The following is a 22,326-nucleotide window of genomic DNA, read 5'->3' as shown; positions in this document are numbered from 1 at the left end:
GGACGTGACCGATATTCCCGCCGGCCCTGCGGCCGACCAGGCTGTCGATCACGCCGTCGACCAGGCCGTCGAGGCCCGCGAGCGGCTCAAGCAGGCCGCTCGGCGCGCCCACCGCAGCCGGTCGGTGCGGGCCTCCGCCCGGCTCGGGCTGCTCGCCAACGGCCTGGTGCACGCCCTGATCGGAGGAATCGGCCTGCGCATCGCGAACGGCCAGCCCGGCGAAGCCGACCAGCTCGGCGCGCTGAGCGCCATCGCCAACGGCCCCGGCGGCATTGCCGTGCTCTGGTTGTCGACGGTGTCGTTGTGGGGCCTGGCGCTCTGGCAGGGCACCAACGCCGCGTTCAGCGTGGCGCCCAATCGACGGGTCCTCGTGTTCCGCCGCTGCCTCAACGTCGGCAAGGCCCTCGGCTTCGCGCTGCTGGGCACCGTCACGTTCGCGGTCGCGCTCGGCGCCAGGGCCGGCGGCGCCGAGACGGTGCGGCGCGCCGACGACGCCATCGTGGAGAGCCCCGTCGGCCTGTTCCTGCTGCTGGTCGTGGGCAGCACCGTGGCCATCATCGGCGGCGGCCTCGTCTGGCGTGGTCTGCGACGCAACTTCCGCGAGGAGCTGCGCTACCTCTGGGGGCCCACCAAGGTCATCGTGCTCGGCCTGGGAGTGTTCGGCCACGTCACCAAGGGGATCGCGTTCCTGGTCACCGGCGGGCTACTGCTCGCCGCCGCCGTGTTCGCCGATGTGCGCTGGGTGGGTGGCCTGGACGCCGGGCTGCGCTACCTGCTCACCCTGCAATCGGGCCCGATCCTGCTCAACGTCGTCGCTGCGGGCCTGATCGCTTTCGGACTGTACCTGGTGGCCCGGGCGGCGTTCCTGCGGCACTAACAGCCGAACAGCGCAGTCAGGCTGAGAGTTGGATGAGGGCCCGACGATCTGCTTCAATTTCGAAGTACTCTGTGGGCATGGACATTCGCGAGATCCCCCTCACCGCCGCCGACGGCTCCACCACCTCGCTGGCCGAGTACGCCGACAAGGTTGTGCTCGTGGTCAACGTCGCCTCCCGCTGCGGCCTGACACCGCAGTACGAGACCCTCGAACAGCTGCAGCGCACGTACGCCGACCAGGGCTTCACAGTGCTCGGCTTCCCCTGCAACCAGTTCGCCCTCGGCGAGACCGGATCGAGCGAGAAGATCGCCGAATTCTGCTCCACCACCTACGGCGTCACCTTCCCGCTGATGGAGAAGACGAAGGTGAACGGTGGCTCCCAGCATCCGCTCTACGCCGAGCTCACCCAAACGCCGGATGGCGCGGGCAAGGCCGGCAAGGTCAAGTGGAACTTCGAGAAGTTCGTGATATCGCCCTCCGGTGCGGTCCAGCGGTTCCGCCCGACCACCCTGCCCGACTCCCCCGAGGTCATCGCGGCTATCGAGTCCGGCCTGGCGGAGCTGAAGCCCGCCGCCTAACCGTTCTCGGAGTTCGGCACCCCGTAGGACGCCGCGCTGTGCATCTCGATGGCCACATACGGTTCGTCGCCGACCACCCAGGCGTTGTGCCCGGACGGAATGAGGTAGGAATCGCCGACGGTGATGGTGGCCGTGGCCCCGTCGTCGAGCATGACCTCCAGGGTGCCCGACAGGCAGTAGCCCACGTGCAGGAGGCGACAGGAATCGGTGTTCACCGTCGGCTTGATGTTGTCGGCCCACGTCCAGCCCGGCTGCATCGTCATACGGCCGACCGAGAACTCGTCCAGGTGGTTCAGTTCCAGCAGAGTCTTCTCCGGCGCGCGACGCTCGTCAGGCGTGCTGTGCGACTTGACCTGCAGGGTGTGCGCAGTGGTGGCCATGGTGTCTTCCCAACTCTGGCGGGCCCATCAAGAAGGTCGGACACGCGGCCCACCCTGACGTGCCTGGCACGTGACCGAGCCAGACTAAACCCACCTGGCGAGGCCTGAAAGCCCGGGCTCGGATCTCCGTGAGCGAGCACCGACTGTTCCCCATCCAATAGTGGTTGAGGTGGGCGGCTAGGAACCGAACGCCAGGCGGGCGTCGGCATACGTGGCGGTGACCGTCGTGGTGCAGGTGCCGGTGCCAGTGCCAGGGGCGTCGGCGTTGATGTCGACGAGGGCGTCGTCGAAGCGGCGCACCGGTTGTGCGTCCAGGTCGCCGGGCTCCGTGGTCCAGGCGCGAGGGGTCCAGGCGGGCCAGCCGGGATCTCCGTCGTTGATGAAGGACACCGCGGCTCCGTGCACCTCGTCGGCCAGCCGCTGGGACGGGGCGGGACCGGCCAGCGCCGCCACCCGCGGGGCGTCCAGCGCATCGAAGAAGAACGGCAGATCGAGGCAGTGCAGCGCCCCGCCGAGGGTGGGCGAGCGCCACGCGAACGCCCAGAGCCAGCTGGGCGCCGCATCCGTTGTGGCGGCCTCTGCCCTCGTTTCGGCGACCCGCAGCATGACGCCGCGGATGGCGCGGTCGGAGGCGAACTGGCCCAGCAGTTCGGCGGTACCGAGCCTGTCGTGCGCCGCGGCGTACGCCCGCGCCGACGGCGCGGCGACGCCGAGACGGCCGAGCACTTCCGCGGCATCTTCGCCGGCCAACTCGTCGGTGAGGTCGGCTATGGCGAAGTTGAATTCGTGGTCGGTGCTGCCCAGCATCAACGGCTTGGCGGCGCCGATGCCCGCCCGCACGGCGTCGACCGTGGCCAACGGGACCAGGTCGCCGTCGACGACCGGTCCGAACGGGAGACCGGCGACGAGGGCGTTCGCGATCTCGCCCAGCGGCCCGGCGGGGGTGCCGGCGGCGAAGGCCGTCGCCCGCGGCTGCTCGGCGAGGATCTGGTTTTCGGTGAGCGCCCCGAGTCCCGCCCGGGTGGGCGCAACGCCGGCCAGGGCGGCCAGGCGCCGACCGGTCCGCTCCACATGGTCGGGCACGAGATAGGTGGCCACCCCGGAGATGACGATGGCCCGCGCGAACAGCGGTTGCGCCCGCGGCATCGTCAACAGGGTGAGCACGGCGCCGCCGCCCGCGGATTGCCCGGCGATCGTTACCCGGGCCGGGTCGCCGCCGAAGACCTGGATGTTGTCGCGTACCCACGCGAGCGCCAGCAGCCAGTCGAGCACGCCGCGGTTCAGCGGCGCATCCTCGATCCACCCGAAGCCGTCGAAGCCGAGCCGGTACGACACGTTCACGGTGACAACACCGTGCCGGTTGAAGTTCGCGCCGTCGTACCACGGGCTCGCTGCCGACCCGGAGGTGTAGCCGCCGCCGTGGATGTAGACCAGCACGGGCAGGCCGGCACCGGCGGGCGCCGGGGCGGGGTCGGGGGTGAACACGCTCAGGTTCAGCGTCGACTCTCCCGGGAAGCTGGGCTCGGGCACCAGAGTGCTGTCGCCACCGTCGATGCGTTGCGGGGTGGCGCCGGGGCTGCCGGCATCCCGCACGCCGGACCAGGCCGGGTGCGGCACCGGGGCCGCGAAGCGCAGCTCCCCGACCGGCGGGGCGGCGTAGGGAATGCCGAGGAACGCTGTCGACCCGGGGCGCCGGACGCCGCGGACGATCCCCGCCGTTGTCGTGACCTCGACGGTGTTCATGGGGCGCCCTTTCACTGAGACGGTGGTGGTGCACCGCGATTGAGGTTATCGCGCAGAGCGCCGCCGGGTCTGGCCCCGACGGCGTCCGGCGCGCAGAATGGATGCGCCACACCGCGGTGAGCATTCGCCGTGGACCGTTCACCGCGCGAGGAGCACACCATGGCCAAGCTGATCTGCACCTTCATCACCTCCCTGGACGGCTATGTGGCCGACACCGAGGGCAACTTCGACTGGAGTACCCCGAGCGATGAGGTGCACACCTTCGTCAATGACCTGGAGCGTTCGGTGGGCACCTACCTGTACGGCCGGCGGTTGTATGAGGTGATGGTGGCCTGGGAAACCATGCACCTGAACGACGACGCCCAGCCCGCCGTGATGCGCGACTACACCGCGATCTGGCAGGCGGCAGAGAAGATCGTCTACTCCAGGACCCTGGCCGAACCACTCAGCCGGCGTACCCGCATCGAGCGCAGCTTCGACCCGGAGGCGGTGCGGGCGCTCAAGGCTTCGGCCACCGCCAACCTGTCGATCGGCGGTCCGCACCTGGCAGCGCAGGCCTTCGCGGCCGGGCTGGTCGACGAGGTGCAGCTGTTCATCTCCCCCGTCGTGGTGGGCGGCGGCCTGAAGGCCGTGCCCGACGGCCTGCACCTCGGTCTCGAGCTGACGGACGAGTACGCGTTCCGGAACGGCGTGGTGTACCTGGGCTATCGCGTACGGCACTGACCGCACACGATAATCTGGGGCTGCGCCGGCACCCCCGGCCCCACCAGATTGGACCAGACGATGACGCCTGACCGTGCTCCTGACCGTTCGATCGCCGCATCCACCCGCGCCCTCGTCATCGGCGAGGCCCTCATCGACATCGTGCGGCGCCCGGGCGCCGAGCCGGTGAGTCACGCGGGCGGCAGCCCGATGAACGTGGCGTACGGACTCGGTCGGCTCGGTGTGCCGACCACCCTGGTCACCCAGATCGGGGCAGACCCGTTCGGCGAGATCATCGCGGGGCACCTGCGCGCGGCCGGCGTCGACCTGCTGCCGGGGTCGGTCACGACCGGCGCCACCTCGAGCGCCACCGCCATCCTGGATGCGGCCGGCGCCGCCACCTATGACTTCGACCTGCGCTGGGAGCTGCCATCGGTGGCGCTGCCCGCCCCGTGCACCTTGATCCACACGGGCTCGATCGCCGCGATCCTGCAGCCCGGCGTCCGGGCCGTGCTGACCGCGTTCACCGGCGCCCCGGCCGGCACCCTGCTCAGCTACGACCCCAATGTGCGGCCCGGCATCATGGGCAGCCGTGACGACGTGGTGCGGGCCGTCGAAGAGCTCTCCCGGGCCGCGCACGTGGTGAAAATGAGCGACGAGGATGCCGCGTGGCTCTATCCGGGGCGGAGCCTGGACCAGATTGCCCGGGAATACGTGGCGGCCGGGGTGGCCCTGTTCGCCATCACCCGAGGCGGCGACGGCGCCCTGCTGCGGGCCGGCGGGGCCACGGCCGAGCTGGCCGCGCATCCGGTGACCGTGGTCGATACCATCGGCGCCGGTGACTCGTTCATGTCGGGGCTGCTCTACGCGATCCTCGTGAACGATGCCACCGAGGCCATCCTGCAGAACACCCTCGGCGCCGCCGACCTCGGTCGCCTGGGCCAGACCGCCCTGGTGAGCGCGGCGATCACGGTGTCGCGTGCGGGCGCCAACCCGCCCACGGTGGCGGAGCTGTTCGCGCGCTGACCCGCCCCTTCCACCGCACCGATGCAGACAGCGTGGGGCAAGTCAATCCCCTTGAACGCTGCAGCGACCCTGGCTTTACTGTGCCTACGTTGTCCCCATTGAGTGGGTCTCTGGCAACGGGTAACAGGAAGTTTGGTGCGACATGGCGGTCACAACAACCGATACGGCAGTGCAAGTCTCGGTAGAACTCACTCCCACGGATGGAGTGGTGATCGAGGGTAATTCGCTGGGGGTCACCATACGCATCACCGCGCTCCGGCCGGCGTTGATCGAGCACGCCGAGCTGACTCTGATCCGCAAGGTCAACTACACCTACGGCCGCGGCAACATCTACGGCGGCGTGTTCCCCGCCCGCGAACGCACCACCGAGCTGCTCACCACGGTCACGGTGCAAGCGCCGGGTGCAATCCCGGCCGGCCAGACCCGGGTGTTGTCGGGCAGCCTGAGCATTCCCACCGACGGCCCGGCCTCGGTGCGGGGAGACCTGATCGACGTGGGCTGGTCTGTGCGTTGCGTCCTGCATGCCGCCGGTGGTCAGATCATCAAGCGGGAACGACTGATCGACGTGCAGTCCTGGGGCCAGACCAGCGCCACCGACATCGGCCATCCGCCGGTCGGCGAACACCTCGGACAGGTCGCCCTGGAGTTCATCGCGTTGTCCTCCCGGGTGCTGGAACCCGGCACCCCGCTCACGGGCGTCCTGCGGGTGCGTCCCCGCGACGAGATCTCGACCCGGGGCGTGCGCGTGCAGCTGGTGCGCTGCGAGGAGGTCTGGGGCGGACCCGGCCAGGTCGCCGACCCCGACGCCAGCGAGTCCGAGGGCTACCGGCACGCCGAAGCCGTGACGGCCGCCGTCGTGGTGGGCCCCGCCGGGATGCTCACCCCCGGCACGGTGGTCGATCTGCCGTTCACGGTCGAAACACCCGCGGGCCTGCCGGCACCGTCGTTGTCCATCGGCAACCTGCACGTGCGCTGGGAAATCCGGGCCGTCGTCGACCTGCCCCTGCGCCTGGACCCGCGGCTCTCGCTCGACCTGCTCGCCGTCACGGCCAGCCGGCAACCGAGTGATTCCGGCCGCCCCGGGGCCCTCGACACCGACTGAGCACCGGTCTCACCAGGATTGAGAAGGCGGAGTGCTGGATCGCATCCGGTTCTCCTGTTGGACAGTGGGCTCCGAGCGGAGCAGCCTGAGGGTATGGAATACACACACCTCGGTCGTTCCGGCCTGTCCGTTTCGCGCCTGTGCCTCGGCACCATGAACTTCGGGCCCGAGACCGACGAGCCCACCTCGTTCGGCATCATGGACGCTGCCAGGGCGGCGGGCATCAACTTCTTCGACACCGCCAACGTCTACGGCTCCAAGCAGGGCCGGGGCGCCACCGAGAGCATCCTGGGCCGCTGGTTCGCGCAGGGCGGCGAGCGGCGCGAGGACACCGTGCTGGCCACCAAGGTCTACGGCACCATGTCCGACCGGCCCAATGACGGCAAGCTGTCGGCGCTCAACATCCGCCGCTCACTCGATGAGAGCCTGAAGCGCCTGCAGACCGACCACATCGACCTGTTCCAGTTTCACCACGTGGACCGTGACACCCCGTGGGATGAGATCTGGCAGGCCATGGAAACCGCCGTCGCGCAGGGCAAGGTCCTCTACGCCGGCAGCAGCAACTTCGCCGGTTGGCACATCGCCACCGCGCAGGCCGAGGCCCGCAAGCGCAACTTCAGCGGGCTGGTGAGCGAGCAGTCGCTGTACAACCTGCTCAAGCGCGACATCGAACGAGAGGTCATCCCCGCCGCCCAGGCCAACGGGATGGGAATCCTGCCCTGGTCGCCGCTGGACGGCGGCCTGCTCGGCGGTGTGCTGCGCAAGGAGCGCGACGGCAGCCGCCGGGTCTCCGGGGCCAACGCCGACAAGCTCGAGAAGAACCGCGCGGCCATCGGTGCGTACGAGGACTTCGCCGCCGAACTCGGCACCGAGCCCGGCGACCTGGGCCTGGCCTGGCTGATGCACCAGAGCGCGGTGACCGCACCGATCATCGGTCCGCGCACCATGGAGCAGCTCGAGGCCGGCCTGCGCGCCGTTGACCTGAAGCTCGACCAGGCCGCGCTCCAGCGCCTAGACGAGATCTTTCCCGGCTACCGCACCGCGCCGGAAGACTACGCCTGGTGAGCGCCGGACTCAGTGTTCTCTTCATCGGCGGCACCGGGGTGATCAGCACGGCCGCGGCCGAGCTGGCCGTGGCTCGTGGCCACCGGCTGACCGTGCTCAATCGCGGCCAGTCCGCCCTGCGCAGCGTTCCCGACGCGGCTGAGGTGCTCACCGTGGACGTGCGGGACGCGGCCGCGGTTGCGGCGGCGCTCGGTGAGCGTCGTTTCGACGTGGTGGTGGACTTCGTGGCGTTCACCCCGGAGCACGTGCGCGCCGACATCGCCCAGTTCGCCGGCCGCTGCGGGCAGTACATCTTCATCAGTTCGGCCTCGGCGTACCAGAAGCCGCCGGCCGCCCTGCCGGTGCGGGAGTCCACTCCCCTGCACAACCCGTTCTGGGCGTACTCCCGCGACAAGGCCGCCTGCGAAGATGTGCTCATGGCGGCGCACCGGGAGCAGGGCTTCCCGGTCACCATCATCCGCCCGTCGCACACCTACGACCGAACCCAGATCGCGCTGCTCGGCGGGTGGACCGACATCCACCGGATGCGCACCGGTCAGCCGGTGGTGGTCCACGGCGACGGCACGTCGCTCTGGACCCTCACCCACAGCACCGACTTCGCCAAGGCGCTCGTGGGCCTGTTCGGCCGGTCGCAGGCCGTGGGCGACAGCTTCACCATCACCTCGAACGAGTACCTCCCCTGGGACGCCATCTACGCCGAGTATGCCCGCGCCGCCGGCGCCCCGGCGCCGCAGATCGTGCACGTGGCGAGTGACACCATGGCGGCGGCCAACCCCGAGTGGAGTGGTCCGTTGCTGGGCGACCGGTCTCACTCGGTGATCTTCGACAACAGCAAGGTCACCGCACTCGTGCCCGACTTCGTGTGCACCACCCCGGTCGCGCTCGGCTTCCGCGAGGCGATCGCCTGGTACGACGCGCATCCCGACCAGCAGGTGGTGGATGCGGCGCTGAACGCCACCCTCGACGGGCTCGTCACCGCGCACTCCACTCTTTCCTGATCATCCGCAGCACTCGATTGGACACCCTATGAAGACCCGACTCATCGGCGACCGTCCCGTCAGCTCCATCGGCCTGGGCGGCATGCCCATGTCGATCGAGGGCCGACCCGACGAAGCCCGCTCCATCGCCACCATCCACGCCGCCCTCGAGGAGGGCGTGACCCTGTTCGACACCGCGGATGCGTACCACCTGCACGCCGACGAGGTGGGCCACAACGAGTCGCTCATCGCAAAGGCCATCGCCTTGTGGGGCGGCGACTCGTCGCGGGTGATCGTGGCCACCAAGGGCGGGCACCTGCGGCCCGGCGACGGCACCTGGTACGTCGACGGCCGACCCGAGTACCTCAAGCAGGCCGCCGAAGCCTCGCTCAAGCGCCTCGGCGGCGACGCGATCGACCTGTACCACCACCACCGGCCCGACCCCGCGGTGCCGTACGCCGACTCGATCGGCGCCATCCGGGACCTGCTCGACGCCGGCACCATCCGCCTGGCCGGTATCTCCAACGCCAACCCGGCGCAGATCCGCGAGGCCCACGACATCCTCGGCGGCCGGCTCGCCAGCGTGCAGAACCAGTACTCGCCCGCGTTCCTCAGCAGCCGGCCCGAGCTCGACCTCTGCACCGAGCTCGGCGTCGCGTTCCTGTCCTGGAGCCCGCTGGGCGGCATCAAGTCCGCCGCCGACCTGGGCACAGCCTTCGCGCCGTTCCAGCGGGTGGCGGATGCCCACGGCGTGAGCCCGCAGGTCGTCACGCTGGCCTGGCACCTGGCCGCGTCGCCCCGGGTGATTCCCATCCCCGGTGCGAGCCGACCCGAGAGCATCCGTGACTCGGTCCGCGCAGCCGACCTGACCCTGTCAGACGAGGAACTCGCCACCCTGTCGGCCGCTCTGAACGACGCCGCGGTGACGGCATGACCGCCATCGTGCACCTCGACCTGCGCCTCGACCCGGCCGCGCTCGAGACCGTCCCGGCCCTGCTGAACGAAGTCCTCACCGCGACCCGCGCCTGGCCGGGCAACGAGGGACTCGAGGTCATCGTCGACGACGCCGACCCCGCCCACGTGATCGTCGTCGAGCACTGGGCCACCGCCGCCGACCACGACGCCTACGCCGCCTGGCGCACCACGCCGGAGGGTGTCAGTCGTCTGGGTGAGGTTCTCGCTGCCCCGCCGGTGAAGACGGTCTTCTCCGGCCGGATCCCGCTGGCCCTCTAGCCGGTCAGCCGGTCGGTCAGGCCGCCGAGCCGACAGCGTCGACGGGCTCGAGGGCGGCGGCCGCGGCGGCGACGTCTTCGAGCAGCTGCTCGAGGAACGCCGACGCGGCCGGGCTGGGCTCGTCGGCGACCGCCACGGCCACCGCCCACTCGGGCACGGTCGCCGGCAGCGGCACCGCAACGAGGTCGTCGGGCCGCTTCAGCGCGAAGCTGGTGGGCACAATGGCCACGCCCAGGTTGTAGCCCACCAGTTCGAGCAGCGGATGCACGTCGTTGACCTCCATCGCCGCCCGGTACTCGAAGCCGGCGGCGGCGAACGCCCGCCGGGCGAGCATGTGCGCGCCCCAGCCGGCCTGGAAGCCGATCAGCGGTTCGGTGCGCAGGGTCTCCAGGTCGGCCTCGGCCAGAGCCGCGACGGGGTGGTCCGGGTGGCAGAGCACCACCATCTTCTGACTGCTCAACCGGTGCAGCCGCACTCCGGGCGGGGTGTCCCCCGTCACCACGACCAGCGCCACATCGGTGGTGCCACTGGCCACCCCCTCGATCAGCTCCACGGAACCCAGCTGGCGCAGGCGCACCTCCACCCCCTGGTTCGCGGTGCGGAAACGGGCGAGCTCGGCGGGCAGGTCCACGGAGCCCAGGCACGGTTCGGCGCCCACGGTAAGGCGTCCGCGCATGAGGCCGCGTACCGCGGCAACGGCGTTCTGGGCCGCTGCGGCGCTGGCCAGGGTGCGAAGCGCATCCGCCAGCAAAGCCTGACCGGCGGCCGTGAGCTCGACCCGGCGGGTGCTGCGGATGAACAACGAGGTGCCCAGCTCGATCTCCAGGGCCCGGATCGACGCGGACAGCCCCGACTGGGAGATGTGCAGCAGCTCGGCTGCCCGGGTGAAGTGACGTTCGTCGGCGACCGTCACGAAGTGTTCAAGCTGACGCAGTTCCATTCAGCAACCCTACAACTCAGTGCGGCAGCACCCAGAGCCTCGACGTCTCGCTACTTGTCGAGGGGGCGCCAGATCACCACTTGGTTCGAGCGGCGGGTGCGGGTGCCGGCGCGCATCGAGATGACGTCACCGGCCGAGCCGGCCGCGAAGACGCGGCGGCCCGGACGGTTGAGCAATTCGTCGGCCAGGGCCGCTTCCAGGTCCCCCACCCGGCTTTCCAGGGCCCGCACGGTGTCTTCCAGCGCGAGGATGCGCCGGATCCCCTCCAGGCTCACACCCTCGGCACCCAGATCCGCGATCTCCCGCAGCCGGGCCACATCGCGCATTGAGTAGCGGCGCGAGCGGCCCGGCGTGCGGCCGGGGCTGACGAGCCCCATCCGGTCGTACTGCCGCAGGGTCTGCGGGTGCATACCCGCCAACTCTGCGGCAGTGCTGATCACGAAGACCCGGGTGTTCTCATCCATGACCGGTGTCAGCCCTTGGCCCTGGCGAGCAGTTCGTCGCGCGGGTTCTCCTTGGGCAGCGCCTCGTTGAACGCGAGCAGCTTCTCCTCGGCGTCCTTCGACAGGTGCGACGGCACGGCCACCTGAACCTCGGCGAGCAGGTCGCCGGTGCCCTTCGGGGTGACCACACCGCGACCCTTGACCCGCAGCACCCGCCCACTGGGGGTGCCGGGCGCCACGCGCAGCTTCACCGGCGGCCCGCCCAGGGTGGGCACCTCGATGGTGGCACCGAGGGCGGCTTCAGCGAAGGTCACCGGCACGTTCACACGCAGGTTGAGTCCGTCACGTTCGAAGACCGGGTGCTTGCGCACGGTGACGGTGAGCACGATGTCACCGTTCTCGCCGCCGTCCGGGCTGGGTTGCCCCTGCCCGCGCAGCTTGATCTTCTGCCCGTCGGCCACGCCGGCGGGAATCTTGACCTTGATCGACCGACCCTCCTGCGTCTGCAGGGTGATCTGGTCGCCGTGGGTGGCCGTGATGAAGTCGACCGTGGTCGACGCGACCACGTCACGCCCCCTGGTCGGCCCGCCCGCGCCTCGGAAACCTCCGGTGGGGGTGCCGAACCGGCCACCACCACCCTGGGCGCCACGGCCGAACATTCCGCCGAGGATGTCGTCGAAGCCGGCCTGCTCGTAGGAGTAGCCCTGCTGTTGACGGGCTCCTCCACCGAACATGCCGCCGAAGACGTCGTCGAAGCCGCCCTGCTGGCCGCCCTGCCCGGGGGCGGTGAAGCGAGCTCCACCGCCCATCGCGCGCACGGCGTCGTACTCCTTGCGCTGTTCGGGGTCACCGATGACCGAGTGGGCCTCGCTGATCTCCTTGAACTTCGCCTCCGCCGCGGGGTTACCCGGGTTGGAGTCGGGGTGGTACTTGCGGGCCAGCTTGCGATATGCCTTCTTCAGGTCGGCCGCGGAGACGTCCTTCGACACCCCGAGAACCTTGTAGAAGTCCTTGTCGAACCAGTCCTGGCTAGCCATCGCTCGGTACCTGCACGACGACCTTGGCCACCCGCAACAGCGAGGACCCGAGGTAGTAGCCGGTCTCGACGACGTCGCCGACGGTTTCCACGTCGATGTCGGGCGTGGGCATCTGGAAGATGGCCTCGTGCACGGTGGGGTCGAACACGTCGCCGACGGTGCCGTACGGCTTGAGGCCGATGCGCTCGGTGCTGGCGCGCAGCTTGGCCGCGATGGTCGCGAAGGCGGTGTCGCCCTCGAGATCGCCGTGCTTCTCGGCCCGGTACAGGTCGTCGAGCACCGGCAGCAGTACCTTGACGACTTCGCCGGTGACGCGCTCGCGCTCGATCTCCCGGTTGGCCTCGGTGCGCTTACGGTAGTTGGCGTACTCCGCGGTGACCCGCTTGAGGTCCGCGAGGTGCTCGCTGGAGGGATCGGATGCCTCGAGGTCGGCCGCGTCCAGGATGTCCTGCACGGTCAGCTCGTCCTCCTCGATGCCCGCGGCGTCAGCCGCGTCGACGAACTCGGCCGGAGCGGCCGCGTCGGAGTCCGGCCCGCCCGCCGCGGGGGCGCCCGATTCGGGCGCTCCCGCAGCAGCAGACTCGTCTTCGGGACGGTTCTCGTCCGGACGGTTGGCGTCGCTCATTACTTCTTCGCTTCGTCCTCGTCGTCGACAACCTCGGCGTCGACAACGTCTTCGTCGGGGTTGCCCGACTCGGCGGTGGGCTCGGCGGTCTCGGACTCGCCGGCCGCGGCATCCGCCTGGCTGGAGGCGTAGATGGCCTCGCCGAGCTTGCCCTGGCTCTCGGTGAGCTTGTCGAACGCGGTCTTCACAGCGTCGTCGTCGTCACCGGCGAGAGCGGACTTGAGGGCGTCGACGTCGGCCTGAACCTCGGTCTTGACCTCTTCGGGCAGCTTCTCGTCGTTCTCCTTGATCAGCTTCTCGATCGAGTAGGCGAGCTGCTCGGCGCCGTTGCGGGTCTCGGCGGCTTCGCGGCGGCGCTTGTCTTCTGCCGCGTGCTCTTCACCCTCGCGAACCATGCGCTCGATGTCTTCCTTGCCCAGCGCGGTGCCGCCGGTGATGGTCATCGACTGCTCCTTGCCGGTGCCCTTGTCCTTGGCGGACACGTGGACGATGCCGTTGGCGTCGAGGTCGAAGGTGACCTCGACCTGCGGGATGCCGCGCGGGGCCGGCGCGATGCCGGTGAGCTCGAAGGTGCCCAGGTTCTTGTTGTCGCGGGTGAACTCGCGCTCGCCCTGGAAGACCTGGATGGCCACGGACGGCTGGTTGTCGTCGGCCGTGGTGAAGGTCTCGCTGCGCTTGGTGGGGATGGCCGTGTTGCGCTCGATGAGGCGCGTCATGATGCCGCCCTTGGTCTCGATGCCGAGGCTCAACGGGGTGACGTCGATGAGCAGAACGTCCTTGCGCTCGCCCTTGAGGACACCGGCCTGCAGTGCGGCGCCGACGGCGACGACCTCGTCGGGGTTGACACCCTTGTTCGGGTCCTTGCCACCGGTCTCGGCCTTGACGAGCTCGTACACGGCGGGCATGCGGGTGGAGCCACCGACGAGAACGACGTGCGCGATGTCCTCGACCTTGACGCCGGCCTCACGGATGACGTCCTGGAAGGGCTTCTTGGTGCGGTCGAGCAGGTCTTCGGTCATCTTCTCGAACTGGGCGCGGGTGAGCGTCTCGTCGAGGTTGGCCGGGCCGTTCTCCGTCAGCGAGAGGTACGGCAGCTGGATGCTGGTGGACATGCTCGAGGAGAGTTCCTTCTTGGCCTGCTCCGCGGCTTCCTTGAGGCGCTGCTTGGCGATCTTGTCCTTGGAGACGTCGACGCCGGTGGAGTCCTTGAAGCGCTTGATCAGGTGATCAACGATGCGCTGGTCCCAGTCGTCGCCGCCGAGGCGGTTGTCACCGGAGGTCGAACGCACCTGGATGGTGCTGAAGTCGTCGTCCTTGCCCACCTCGAGGAGGGAGACGTCGAAGGTTCCGCCACCGAGGTCGAAGACCAGGATGAGCTCGTCTTCCTTGCCACGGTCCAGGCCGTAGGCCAGGGCGGCCGCGGTGGGCTCGTTGATGATGCGCAGCACGTTGAGGCCGGCGATCTCGCCGGCTTCCTTGGTGGCCTGGCGTTCGGCGTCGTTGAAGTACGCGGGAACAGTGATGACGGCATCCGTCACCTTGTCGCCCAGGTACTGCTCGGCGTCGCGCTTGAGCTTGGCGAGGATGCGGGCGGAGATCTCCTGCGGGGTGTACTTCTTGTCGTCGATGTCGACGGTCCAGTCGGTGCCGACGTGGCGCTTGACCGACGAAATGGTGCGGTCCACGTTGGTGACGGCCTGGCGCTTGGCGGTCTCGCCGACGAGTACCTCGCCGTCCTTGGTGAACGCGACCACGGAAGGCGTGGTGCGGAAGCCTTCAGCGTTTGCGATGACGGTGGGTTCTCCACCCTCGAGTACGGCCACCACCGAGTTGGTGGTTCCGAGGTCAATGCCGACTGCACGAGCCATGTGAGAGTATCTCCTTCAAAGTTTGGGTTCAAGGCCTGTTTCAAAGACTTGAGTGTTGCTGGCTCAAGTGTGCCACCGCCCAAAAACCTAAGTCAAGCCGGGGTCGCCAAAGTTGAGTCGGAGAGGCTCAACTCCCAGCGTTCTCACAAGAAGTGGGACAATAACGTGTGCCGCCCTCGACCTCACCCGATCCCGCCGCGGACTCCGTACGCCGACGCGCCGTGCTGGCGAAGCTCCCGCGGATCTCCCGGCTCGACGGCTCCGCCATCCGGGTTCTCCTCGTCGACGACGAGGACACCCTCACCAATCTGGTGAGCCTGGCGCTGAGTTATGAGGGCTGGATCGTGGACGTCGCCCACACCGGGCAGGCCGCCCTGCGGGCCTACCGGGACAACCGGCCGGACGTCGTGATCCTGGACATCATGCTGCCGGACACCGACGGATTGAGCGTGCTGCGCCACCTGCGCTCCGGCGGTTCCACCACGCCGACCCTGTTCCTCACCGCCAGGGACTCTGTGGACGACCGCATCATCGGCCTGACCGCCGGCGGTGACGACTACATGACCAAGCCGTTCAGCCTCGAGGAGCTCGTGGCCCGGCTGCGCGGGCTGCTGCGCCGCACCGTGCAGGCCGTCCCCGAGGAGCAGGCCGCGCTGGTGGTGGGCACCCTGACCCTGGACGAAACCAGCTATCGGGTGCGTCGCGACGACGCCGACATCATGCTCACCACGACCGAGTTCGACCTGTTGCGCTACTTCATGCGCAACCCGATGCGGGTGCTGAGCCGGGCGCAGATCCTTGACGAGGTCTGGAACTACGACTTCGCCGGGCGCGGGAGCATCGTGGACCTCTACGTGTCGTACCTGCGCAAGAAGATCGATGCGGAACGCGCCCCGATGCTGCACACCGTGCGCGGTGTCGGCTACATGCTGAGGCCCGCGGAGTGAGCGCGGTCGGTTCGTCTACGGCTCCCCCCGAGCGCGGAGCGGCACCCTGGACACTCCGCCGCCGACTGGTGGTGGGAATCGCCGGCGTCGTGGCAGCGGTGCTTCTGGGCATGGGCCTGCTGAGCATCGCCGTGTTGAGCACCTCCACGAACACCGTGGCCGATGCCCAGCTCACGGCGTCGCTGTCGGCGCTGAGCCAGTCTGTCGACAAGTACCGGGGTCCGCCCGCCGTCGGCGGGCACGGGCACGGCGGCGGCGTGGCCAAGTCCTTCGTCGATTTTGTCGGGCACGGGCGTGGCACCGTGATCGCGGTCGTCGCTGATGGTGTGGTCGCCGACTCCGCCCTGTTCTCGGGCACCGGCGCCGTTGTGCTCTCGACCGACGCGATCGAGGCGATCGAGCTTGCCGTCACCGATCTGGAGTCGGGCGGCGAGAACCGAAGCCTGAACCTGGGCGACCTCGGCAGTTACCGCGTCGCGACAGTCGTCAACGACGGCGAGCTGCTGGTGGCCGGCGTACCGCTCGAGGCCGCCGAGATGGCTTTGTTGCGCCAGGGCCTGGCCATCGCCGTCTTCACGGTGCTGGCGCTGGCCGGAACCGTGCTGGGCACGATTCTGGTCGTGCGACTCGCCCTGCGCCCACTGGCCCGGGTGGTCGAGACCGCCGTCGAGGTGACCGCGCTGCCGTTGGCCGTGGGCGACCACGGCATCTCCACCCGCCTCGCGGCCGCAGACACCGATCCCCGTACCGAGACGGGCAAGGTGGGTGAAGCCCTCAACCAACTGCTCGACCACGTCGACACCGCCCTCAGCGTGCGGGCCGCCACCGACCGGCGGATGCGCCGGTTCGTCACGGATGCCTCCCACGAGCTGCGCACCCCGCTCGCGGCCATCCAGGGCTACGCCGAACTGACCCGGCAGGACAGCGCCGAGCTGCCCGAGATCACCGAGTACTCGCTCGCCCGGATCGAATCCGAGGCTCGGCGGATGAGCTCGCTCGTGAGTGACCTGCTGCTGCTCGCCCGTCTCGACGAGGGCCAGGACCTGCACGTGGAAGACGTGGACCTCGCCGACCTGCTGCTGACCGCGGTGAACGACGCCAGGGCATCCGCGCCGTCGCACAGCTGGCTCGCCGAGGTGCCGGACACTGCCGTGGTCGTGCGCGGCGACCGGGAACGCCTGCACCAGCTGGTGGCGAATCTGCTCTCCAACGCCAGGGTGCACACCCCGCCCGCCAGCAGCGTGACCGCCCGGCTGCGGGTGGGCTCGCCCGGCATGCCGGTGCAGCTGAGCGTGCAGGATGACGGGCCGGGCATCACCGCGGATCTGCTGCCGGTGATCTTCGAACGCTTCGCGCGCGGCGATGCCTCCAGGACCCAGGTGTCCGGCGGCCCCCGCAGCACCGGCCTGGGCCTGGCGATCGCCCTGTCGATCGCCGAGGCGCACGGAGGCACCATCCGGGTGCGGTCCTCCCCCGCGGGCACCGCCTTCACAGTCACCCTGCCCACCCCGGGCACCCGGCGCCCGTGATGCCCCGACTGGTGGTGGTGCTCCCCGTGGTGCCGCTGCGCGTGGGCGCCGGCTTCGCCGTGGCCGAATGGCCCCTGCACGTCACGGTGCTGGCGCCGTTTCTCACGGATGCCGACCCCGGCGACGTCGGCCACGCCATCCGTCTCGCCGTCGAGAACCAGGCGCCGCTCACCGTCGTCGCCGGCGAGGACGCGCTGTTCGGGCGGCGGCACACCATCCCCGTCACAATGCTGCTCCCGCACGAGGGACTCACCCGGCTGCACCACACCCTGGTGGACACCCTGCGGCCGTTCGCCGCCGCTCCAGACGAACCGGCCTTCACCGGCGACGGCTTCCGCGCCCATGTGACGCACAAGCCGCCCGCCCGCCTTCACCCCGGCCAGTCCCTCACCCTCGGTCAAATCGCCCTGGTGGACATGCTCCCCCGAACACACGAGGCCGGCCGCACGGTCCTGGCCGCCACCAGTTTCGCGAGCTGAGAGAAAAGCCCCGAAAACCAGAGGGTTTCGGGGCTTGACTCACCGTCCGCGAGGTGTCACTCGCGCGGCGACCAGACCTCCCGGGCGGTCAGCGGCACCGCGAGGGGACGCTCGGTCGTCGTGGTCAGCTCGAGCCGGCGCCCCTCGGCGGCCGACTGCAGCAGCGAGGTCATCACGTCGAGGGAATGCAGCGCGATGTCACCGTTCGCGCGGGCCGCACGGTCGGGGCCGGCCGCGATGAAGTCGAGCAGGCCGATACCGCGGGCGCTGTCCAGGTAACCGGCCGCCGTCGGCAGGGGCCGCCACTGGGTGGCCCCGAGCTCGAAGAAGCGCGTCTCGCCGTCGAACCGGTTCGGGTCTGGCGCCGAGAGGGTGCCGTTCTCACCGTGCACCTCGAGGGGGGCCGCGTCGGTGGCGGCGCCGTCGAAGCTCGTCGTGATCGTGGACAGGGCGCCACTGTCGTGCTCGAGCACCCCGGTGATGTGCGTGTCGACGTCGACCGGGATCACCGCGCCGGCCCGCGGGCCCTGCGTGATCGTGCGCGTGCCCCGCAGCCGGCTGGCCGCGCCGGTGACCGAGCGCACCGGCCCGAGCAGGTGCACCAGGGCGGCCACGTAGTACGGGCCCATGTCCAGCAGCGGGCCGCCGCCGCTCTGGTAGTAGAAGTCGGGGCTGGGGTGCCAGCGTTCGTGCCCCGCTGTCACCATGACGGCGGATGCGGCCAGCGGGCGCCCGATCAGGCCGTCGTCGATCGCGTGACGAGCGGTCTGCACCCCGGTACCCAGAACGGTGTCCGGCGCGCTGCCCAGGCCCACCCCGGCGGCAAGCGCCGCGGCAACGATCTCGCGGGCGTCGGCCATCCGGGCGGCCAGCGGTTTCTCCCCGTAGACGTTCTTGCCGTGGCCGATCGCGGTCAGCGCGATCTCGGCGTGCGCGGCCGGGATGGTGAGGTTCAGCACGGTGTCGACCTCGTCGCTGGCGACCAGCTCGGACACCGACAGGGCTCGCGCGTGCGGCAGCCGGTCGGCCAGGGTGCGGGCCCGGGCGGTGTCGAGGTCGGCGACCGCCGTGATCCGGATCTGGGCGCTGTCGGCGAGAGTGTCGAGGTAGGCGGCCGAGATGTTGCCCAGGCCTACGATTCCTAGGCGGTGCGGGTGGCCCACAGCATGCCCCTTTCGATGATGGTGCGTACGTTGGGGTCGGCGAGAACCTCCGGGCTGTGCCCCGCGGTGCTGACGCATAAGCGACCCGTGCCCCAGAGCCGGGTCCACACCGCCGGCGAGGTGATGGGCCGGTGCCAGGGCTCCCAGTCGGGCGCCGGATGGGTCGTCGTGGCGAGCACATCGATGAGGTCGTCGTGCAGCACCCAGTACTGCTCGGTGCACAGGTCGAAGTCGGCGAGGCCGGCGGTGATCGGATGCTCCCGGCCGAGCGGCGTCATCTGCACCGTGTAGTCCAGGTAGTTGTTCTCCTGCGCGCCATCGACCCGGTCCGCGGGCGGTTTGCCCGGGTGGGTGGCGAACTGTCCGCCGATCAGCTGCAGGTAGTCGGCGGAGGCCCGGAAGGAGTCGGCGATGCCGCCGTGCCAGCCCGTGAGACCGGTGCCGGCGGCCACCGCCGCGCGAAGTCCCGCGACCTGGTCGCCGCTGATCTCGCTCATCGTGACGCTCTGCACGATGAGGTCGAACCGGGCCATCTGCTCGGCGTCGGCGTAGATCTCGGGTGATTCCTCGATCTGCACCGAGTAGTCGTGTGCGGCGAGGAACGGTAGGAACATCGCCGTGGCGGCGACGGGGTGGTGGCCGTCCCAGCCTCCTCGAACGATCAGGGCGTTGTGCTGGGTCATGCGGTTCTCCGTTCCACGGGCGTCGTCTGGGATCTGGCCTTGGCGCTCGCCTCGACCGCGGCGAGTACCCGTTGAACATCGAGCGCCTCGCCGAAGCCCGGCGAGGGCGCGGTTCCGGCGCCGATGGCGGTCACGAAATCGACCATCTGGTGGGTGAACTGGTGCTCGTAGCCGAGGCCGTGCCCGGTGGGCCACCAGTTGGCGACGTAGGGATGCACGGGATCGGTGACGACGATGCGGCGGAAACCCTCGGCCTCGGGGTCGGTACCGCGGCCGTCGAAGTACTCGAGTTCGTTCATCCGCTCGAAGTCGAAGGCTATCGATCCGCTCTCACCGTTGATCTCGATGCGGTTCGCGTTGCGACGGCCGGTGGCCATCCGGGTGGCCTCGAACACTCCCAGGGCCCCGCCGGAGAAGGTGGCGGTGAACGCCATCGCATCGTCGACCGTGACCGGCCCGCGGGCCGCGTCGGGGTCGGCGACACCGCCGAGTCCGGCCGCCGCGCCGCGCTGCGGACGTTCGGTGACAAAGGTGCGCAGGGTCGCAGAGACCTCGGTGATGCTCTCGCCGGTGAGCCATTGCGCGGTGTCGATGCTGTGGGCGCCGATGTCGCCGAGCGCCCCGGAGCCGGCCTTGGCCTTGTCCAGCCGCCAGCTGAGCGGGGCCGCCGGATCGCTCAGCCAATCCTGCAGGTAGTCAGCCCGCACGTGCCGGATAGCGCCCAACCGGCCCTCGGCGATGAACCGGCGGGCCAGCGCCAGCGCCGGCGTGCGGCGGTAGCTGAAGCCGCACATCGACAGCACGCCGGACTGGGCGGCCTGCTCGGCGGCGTCGGCCATCGCCACGGCTTCAGCCACGGAATTGGCCAGCGGCTTCTCGCACAGCACGTGCTTGCCGGCCGCGAGGGCGGCCAGGGCGATCTCGGCGTGGGTGTCACCCGGAGTGCAGATGTCGATGACGTCGATGTCGTCGCGGGAGACGGCTTCGCGCCAGTCGGTCGACCACTCCTGCCAGCCCAGTTTTGTGGCCTGCGCGGCGGTGGTGTCAGCGGACCGGCCCACGAGCAGCGCCATTTCGGGTTCTCGGGGAAGGTCGAAGAACCTCGGCGCCGTGCGCCAGGCCTGCGAATGGGCCGCGCCCATGAACGCGGTTCCGATCAACGCCACCCGCAGCGGGGTCTGGTCTGCCATTCGCGCTCCTTCAGTCGACACCATCGTCGGACGCTTGTCCTCTGCGAGGATGGCAGCACCAGCACCACCCCGGCACTTTTTTGCGCAAAAATGGTGGGAGGAGGCAGGGTGATGGGCGAAACGGCACGGGTGACACTCAGTGATGTCGCCGAGCGAGCGGGAGTGTCCATCGCCACGGCCTCACGCGCCCTGGCCGGGCGCGGCGAACTGGGTCTGGCCACCCGGGAACGGGTTCTGGCGGCCGCGACCGCGCTGGGCTACGACCGGGGCACGTCGTCGCGCGGACGGCCCAGCACCCTGGACACGCGATTGATCGAGCTCGTGCTCGGCTCCTTCGACGATGCCTGGACCGACGAGGTCACGGCGGGTGCGCGGCGCAGTGCCTTCGAGCACGGCTACGACCTCGTGCTCACCCTCGAGCGGGACGACCCCGCCGACGACTGGCCCGCGCGGGTCGCCACCCGCCGGCCGTCCGGCGTGATCCTGGGCCTCATCAGGCCCACCCGTCGGCAACTCACCGAGCTGCGGGGGCTGAGGATCCCCCTGGTGTTGCTGGACCCGCGGTCCGACCCCAACGGCGAGCTGGCCAGCGTGGGCACGACCGACCACCAGGGCGGTTACGACGCCGGCGCGCACCTGGCCGCCACGGGCCTCGGCCGCTTCGCCGTGATCACCGGCACCCCGCGGTTCAGGTTCGGCAAGGCTCGCGAGGAGGGCTTCCGCCGCGCGATCGCCGAGCACGCGCCCGGCGCCCCGGTCACGCGCGTGGACGTGGGCTGGGACGGCGCTGGTCTCAGCACCGCGATCCCCGACCTGTTCTCCGGTGACCGCACCCCTGTGGGCGTCTTCGCCTGCAACGACGCCATGGCCCTGGCGGTGTACCCCGCGGCCCGGCGGGCCGGGCTGCGCATTCCCGCGGACATCAGTGTGATCGGCTTCGACGACGAACCGCGCTCCATTGTGGCGTCACCTCCGCTGACCAGCGTGCACCAGCCGCTGGGGGCGATGGCCGCCCGCGCGGTGGCCCTCGTGCACGAAATGCGCGCCCGCGGCGGGGAGCACTTCGACAGGATCGAGCTGCCGACCCGGCTCGTGTTGCGCCAGTCCACCCTCGCCACCCCTCCGCGAACTGTGCGTTGAGCGCTAAAACCTCGGGTTTTCGGTGCGAAAGTCACGGCTCGCGGGGCGGTAATTTGGGGGAATGGAGATACGGGAAGCCCGGGAGGGCGACTGGGGCGCGATCTGGCCCTTTTTGCGGGACGTTGTGGCGGCCGGCGAGACCTATTGCTGGCCACGGGACACCAGCGAGGCCGACGCTCAGGCGTGGTGGCTGGGCAAGCCCGGCGGCCGGGTCTTCGTGGCCGAGGACCACGGCCGGGTGCTCGGCACCGCCGAGCTGCACCCCAACCAGCCGGCGGCGGGAGGTCACGTGTGCAACGCCGGCTTCATGGTGGCCCCGCAGGCGGCCGGTCGAGGCATCGGCCGCGCCCTGGCCGAGCATGTTCTCGAGCAGGCCGCGAACGCGGGGTTCCGCGCGATGCAGTTCAACGCCGTGGTGGAGACCAACCACAACGCCGTGAGCCTCTGGCAGAATCTGGGCTTCAGCATCCTCACCACGGTGCCCGGCGCCTTCCGTCATCCGGTGCACGGCTATGTGGGCCTGCACGTGATGCACAGATCGCTGCTGCCCTGACTACTGCCCTAATATCCGTCGCCCATTGTTCACCCCACGGCCCTAG

General features: G+C 69.9%; 24 protein-coding genes. 14 read left to right on the top strand and 10 right to left on the bottom strand.

Annotated elements, in window-relative coordinates:
* The first annotated feature begins 4 nt into the window (after positions 1 to 4).
* The gene (locus E3O60_RS10445) at positions 5 to 877 is read left to right on the top strand and encodes a DUF1206 domain-containing protein (RefSeq protein WP_088457583.1); all 873 of its coding nucleotides are present in this window, start codon (positions 5 to 7) and stop codon (positions 875 to 877) included.
* 77 nt (positions 878 to 954) lie between these two features.
* Positions 955 to 1,455, top strand: coding sequence for a glutathione peroxidase (locus E3O60_RS10440; RefSeq protein ID WP_088457584.1), 501 nt, complete (start codon positions 955 to 957; stop codon positions 1,453 to 1,455).
* Here E3O60_RS10440 and E3O60_RS10435 read toward each other — a convergent pair.
* Together E3O60_RS10435 and E3O60_RS10430 are read right to left on the bottom strand one after the other, a co-directional pair.
* Positions 1,452 to 1,835, bottom strand: a complete 384-nt coding sequence (locus E3O60_RS10435; protein WP_103479915.1) for a cupin domain-containing protein — start codon at positions 1,833 to 1,835, stop codon at positions 1,452 to 1,454. The two genes, E3O60_RS10440 and E3O60_RS10435, sit on opposite strands and share 4 nt — an antisense overlap.
* Before the next feature lie 177 nt (positions 1,836 to 2,012).
* Entirely contained in the window at positions 2,013 to 3,578 is a 1,566-nt protein-coding gene (locus E3O60_RS10430) for a carboxylesterase/lipase family protein (RefSeq protein WP_134498023.1), read from the bottom strand.
* Between the two features lie 159 nt (positions 3,579 to 3,737).
* Between E3O60_RS10430 and E3O60_RS10425 the strand changes: the two genes are divergently transcribed.
* The 7 genes from E3O60_RS10425 (at position 3,738) to E3O60_RS10395 (ending at position 9,683) form a co-directional block, all read left to right on the top strand.
* On the top strand, positions 3,738 to 4,301 hold the full coding sequence (locus tag E3O60_RS10425; RefSeq protein WP_103460360.1) for a dihydrofolate reductase family protein: 564 nt from the start codon (positions 3,738 to 3,740) through the stop codon (positions 4,299 to 4,301).
* A gap of 60 nt (positions 4,302 to 4,361) precedes the next feature.
* Positions 4,362 to 5,306 carry a carbohydrate kinase gene (locus tag E3O60_RS10420; RefSeq protein WP_134498022.1) on the top strand — a complete coding sequence of 315 codons (945 nt, stop codon included), beginning with the start codon at positions 4,362 to 4,364 and terminating at the stop codon, positions 5,304 to 5,306.
* 142 nt (positions 5,307 to 5,448) lie between these two features.
* Complete coding sequence (locus tag E3O60_RS10415; RefSeq protein WP_134407933.1) at positions 5,449 to 6,408, top strand: hypothetical protein; 960 nt, start codon at positions 5,449 to 5,451, stop codon at positions 6,406 to 6,408.
* Between the two features lie 93 nt (positions 6,409 to 6,501).
* Positions 6,502 to 7,473, top strand: a complete 972-nt coding sequence (locus E3O60_RS10410; protein WP_088457589.1) for an aldo/keto reductase — start codon at positions 6,502 to 6,504, stop codon at positions 7,471 to 7,473.
* Positions 7,470 to 8,471 (top strand): NAD-dependent epimerase/dehydratase family protein, encoded by a 1,002-nt coding sequence (locus E3O60_RS10405; protein WP_241983686.1) that lies wholly within the window; start codon positions 7,470 to 7,472, stop codon positions 8,469 to 8,471. The genes E3O60_RS10410 and E3O60_RS10405 overlap by 4 nt, the downstream gene beginning before the upstream one ends.
* 28 nt (positions 8,472 to 8,499) lie before the next feature.
* Complete coding sequence (locus E3O60_RS10400; RefSeq protein ID WP_103479921.1) at positions 8,500 to 9,384, top strand: aldo/keto reductase; 885 nt, start codon at positions 8,500 to 8,502, stop codon at positions 9,382 to 9,384.
* Positions 9,381 to 9,683, top strand: a complete 303-nt coding sequence (locus E3O60_RS10395) for a putative quinol monooxygenase (protein ID WP_103479922.1) — start codon at positions 9,381 to 9,383, stop codon at positions 9,681 to 9,683. The genes E3O60_RS10400 and E3O60_RS10395 overlap by 4 nt, the downstream gene beginning before the upstream one ends.
* A gap of 16 nt (positions 9,684 to 9,699) precedes the next feature.
* Here E3O60_RS10395 and E3O60_RS10390 read toward each other — a convergent pair whose 3' ends face one another.
* The 5 genes from E3O60_RS10390 to dnaK are packed head-to-tail and all read right to left on the bottom strand — an operon-like array spanning position 9,700 to position 14,596.
* Positions 9,700 to 10,623, bottom strand: coding sequence for a LysR family transcriptional regulator (locus E3O60_RS10390; RefSeq protein WP_088457593.1), 924 nt, complete (start codon positions 10,621 to 10,623; stop codon positions 9,700 to 9,702).
* Between the two features lie 50 nt (positions 10,624 to 10,673).
* A complete protein-coding gene (locus tag E3O60_RS10385) occupies positions 10,674 to 11,087 on the bottom strand; it encodes a heat shock protein transcriptional repressor HspR (RefSeq protein ID WP_088457594.1) in 414 nt (137 codons plus the stop codon).
* A gap of 8 nt (positions 11,088 to 11,095) precedes the next feature.
* Positions 11,096 to 12,103, bottom strand: a complete 1,008-nt coding sequence (locus tag E3O60_RS10380; protein ID WP_088457595.1) for a DnaJ C-terminal domain-containing protein — start codon at positions 12,101 to 12,103, stop codon at positions 11,096 to 11,098.
* Positions 12,096 to 12,728 carry a nucleotide exchange factor GrpE gene (locus E3O60_RS10375; protein ID WP_134498020.1) on the bottom strand — a complete coding sequence of 211 codons (633 nt, stop codon included), beginning with the start codon at positions 12,726 to 12,728 and terminating at the stop codon, positions 12,096 to 12,098. Before E3O60_RS10375 ends, E3O60_RS10380 begins: the two co-directional genes overlap by 8 nt.
* The gene (gene dnaK, locus E3O60_RS10370; protein ID WP_103460304.1) at positions 12,728 to 14,596 is read right to left on the bottom strand and encodes a molecular chaperone DnaK; all 1,869 of its coding nucleotides are present in this window, start codon (positions 14,594 to 14,596) and stop codon (positions 12,728 to 12,730) included. The genes E3O60_RS10375 and dnaK overlap by 1 nt, the downstream gene beginning before the upstream one ends.
* 221 nt (positions 14,597 to 14,817) lie before the next feature.
* Here dnaK and E3O60_RS10365 point away from each other — a divergent pair, with 221 nt between their 5' ends.
* The 3 genes from E3O60_RS10365 to E3O60_RS10355 are packed head-to-tail and all read left to right on the top strand — an operon-like array spanning position 14,818 to position 17,551.
* Positions 14,818 to 15,543, top strand: coding sequence for a response regulator transcription factor (locus E3O60_RS10365; RefSeq protein WP_279327056.1), 726 nt, complete (start codon positions 14,818 to 14,820; stop codon positions 15,541 to 15,543).
* A complete protein-coding gene (locus E3O60_RS10360; RefSeq protein WP_198415711.1) occupies positions 15,540 to 17,072 on the top strand; it encodes a cell wall metabolism sensor histidine kinase WalK in 1,533 nt (510 codons plus the stop codon). Before E3O60_RS10365 ends, E3O60_RS10360 begins: the two co-directional genes overlap by 4 nt.
* Positions 17,072 to 17,551, top strand: coding sequence for a 2'-5' RNA ligase family protein (locus E3O60_RS10355; protein WP_088457599.1), 480 nt, complete (start codon positions 17,072 to 17,074; stop codon positions 17,549 to 17,551). Before E3O60_RS10360 ends, E3O60_RS10355 begins: the two co-directional genes overlap by 1 nt.
* 56 nt (positions 17,552 to 17,607) lie before the next feature.
* On the opposite strand, the gene E3O60_RS10350 is transcribed toward E3O60_RS10355, so the two are convergent.
* From E3O60_RS10350 to E3O60_RS10340, 3 genes are read right to left on the bottom strand one after another with little or no spacing between them, the layout of a single operon-like run.
* The gene (locus E3O60_RS10350; RefSeq protein ID WP_088457600.1) at positions 17,608 to 18,714 is read right to left on the bottom strand and encodes a Gfo/Idh/MocA family protein; all 1,107 of its coding nucleotides are present in this window, start codon (positions 18,712 to 18,714) and stop codon (positions 17,608 to 17,610) included.
* The gene (locus E3O60_RS10345) at positions 18,693 to 19,397 is read right to left on the bottom strand and encodes a ThuA domain-containing protein (protein ID WP_088457601.1); all 705 of its coding nucleotides are present in this window, start codon (positions 19,395 to 19,397) and stop codon (positions 18,693 to 18,695) included. Before E3O60_RS10345 ends, E3O60_RS10350 begins: the two co-directional genes overlap by 22 nt.
* Entirely contained in the window at positions 19,394 to 20,587 is a 1,194-nt protein-coding gene (locus E3O60_RS10340) for a Gfo/Idh/MocA family protein (RefSeq protein ID WP_134407928.1), read from the bottom strand. Before E3O60_RS10340 ends, E3O60_RS10345 begins: the two co-directional genes overlap by 4 nt.
* A gap of 111 nt (positions 20,588 to 20,698) precedes the next feature.
* On the opposite strand from E3O60_RS10340, the gene E3O60_RS10335 reads away from it, so the two are divergent.
* Both E3O60_RS10335 and E3O60_RS10330 read left to right on the top strand, forming a co-directional pair.
* The gene (locus tag E3O60_RS10335) at positions 20,699 to 21,727 is read left to right on the top strand and encodes a LacI family DNA-binding transcriptional regulator (protein ID WP_088457603.1); all 1,029 of its coding nucleotides are present in this window, start codon (positions 20,699 to 20,701) and stop codon (positions 21,725 to 21,727) included.
* A gap of 61 nt (positions 21,728 to 21,788) precedes the next feature.
* The gene (locus tag E3O60_RS10330) at positions 21,789 to 22,280 is read left to right on the top strand and encodes a GNAT family N-acetyltransferase (protein ID WP_088457604.1); all 492 of its coding nucleotides are present in this window, start codon (positions 21,789 to 21,791) and stop codon (positions 22,278 to 22,280) included.
* The last annotated feature ends 46 nt before the right edge of the window (positions 22,281 to 22,326 follow it).

The sequence above is a fragment of the Cryobacterium sp. TMB1-7 genome (assembly GCF_004402435.1).
Taxonomy (GTDB): Bacteria; Actinomycetota; Actinomycetes; order Actinomycetales; family Microbacteriaceae; genus Cryobacterium; species Cryobacterium zongtaii.
The sequence above is the reverse complement of the archived record's forward strand: the minus strand, read 5'-3'. Positions and strand labels throughout refer to the sequence as shown.

What these genes read in the sequence shown, in the direction of transcription:
- E3O60_RS10335 (WP_088457603.1), top strand. Translation starts at nt 20,699, where the DNA reads ATGGGCGAAACGGCACGGGTGACACTCAGTGATGTCGCCGAGCGAGCG.
- E3O60_RS10355 (WP_088457599.1), top strand. Translation starts at nt 17,072, where the DNA reads ATGCCCCGACTGGTGGTGGTGCTCCCCGTGGTGCCGCTGCGCGTGGGC.
- E3O60_RS10430 (WP_134498023.1), bottom strand. Translation starts at nt 3,578, where the DNA reads ATGAACACCGTCGAGGTCACGACAACGGCGGGGATCGTCCGCGGCGTC.
- E3O60_RS10400 (WP_103479921.1), top strand. Translation starts at nt 8,500, where the DNA reads ATGAAGACCCGACTCATCGGCGACCGTCCCGTCAGCTCCATCGGCCTG.
- E3O60_RS10385 (WP_088457594.1), bottom strand. Translation starts at nt 11,087, where the DNA reads ATGGATGAGAACACCCGGGTCTTCGTGATCAGCACTGCCGCAGAGTTG.
- E3O60_RS10435 (WP_103479915.1), bottom strand. Translation starts at nt 1,835, where the DNA reads ATGGCCACCACTGCGCACACCCTGCAGGTCAAGTCGCACAGCACGCCT.
- E3O60_RS10425 (WP_103460360.1), top strand. Translation starts at nt 3,738, where the DNA reads ATGGCCAAGCTGATCTGCACCTTCATCACCTCCCTGGACGGCTATGTG.
- E3O60_RS10380 (WP_088457595.1), bottom strand. Translation starts at nt 12,103, where the DNA reads ATGGCTAGCCAGGACTGGTTCGACAAGGACTTCTACAAGGTTCTCGGG.
- dnaK (WP_103460304.1), bottom strand. Translation starts at nt 14,596, where the DNA reads ATGGCTCGTGCAGTCGGCATTGACCTCGGAACCACCAACTCGGTGGTG.
- E3O60_RS10340 (WP_134407928.1), bottom strand. Translation starts at nt 20,587, where the DNA reads ATGGCAGACCAGACCCCGCTGCGGGTGGCGTTGATCGGAACCGCGTTC.
- E3O60_RS10420 (WP_134498022.1), top strand. Translation starts at nt 4,362, where the DNA reads ATGACGCCTGACCGTGCTCCTGACCGTTCGATCGCCGCATCCACCCGC.
- E3O60_RS10390 (WP_088457593.1), bottom strand. Translation starts at nt 10,623, where the DNA reads ATGGAACTGCGTCAGCTTGAACACTTCGTGACGGTCGCCGACGAACGT.
- E3O60_RS10330 (WP_088457604.1), top strand. Translation starts at nt 21,789, where the DNA reads ATGGAGATACGGGAAGCCCGGGAGGGCGACTGGGGCGCGATCTGGCCC.
- E3O60_RS10415 (WP_134407933.1), top strand. Translation starts at nt 5,449, where the DNA reads ATGGCGGTCACAACAACCGATACGGCAGTGCAAGTCTCGGTAGAACTC.
- E3O60_RS10410 (WP_088457589.1), top strand. Translation starts at nt 6,502, where the DNA reads ATGGAATACACACACCTCGGTCGTTCCGGCCTGTCCGTTTCGCGCCTG.
- E3O60_RS10440 (WP_088457584.1), top strand. Translation starts at nt 955, where the DNA reads ATGGACATTCGCGAGATCCCCCTCACCGCCGCCGACGGCTCCACCACC.
- E3O60_RS10375 (WP_134498020.1), bottom strand. Translation starts at nt 12,728, where the DNA reads ATGAGCGACGCCAACCGTCCGGACGAGAACCGTCCCGAAGACGAGTCT.
- E3O60_RS10345 (WP_088457601.1), bottom strand. Translation starts at nt 19,397, where the DNA reads ATGACCCAGCACAACGCCCTGATCGTTCGAGGAGGCTGGGACGGCCAC.
- E3O60_RS10395 (WP_103479922.1), top strand. Translation starts at nt 9,381, where the DNA reads ATGACCGCCATCGTGCACCTCGACCTGCGCCTCGACCCGGCCGCGCTC.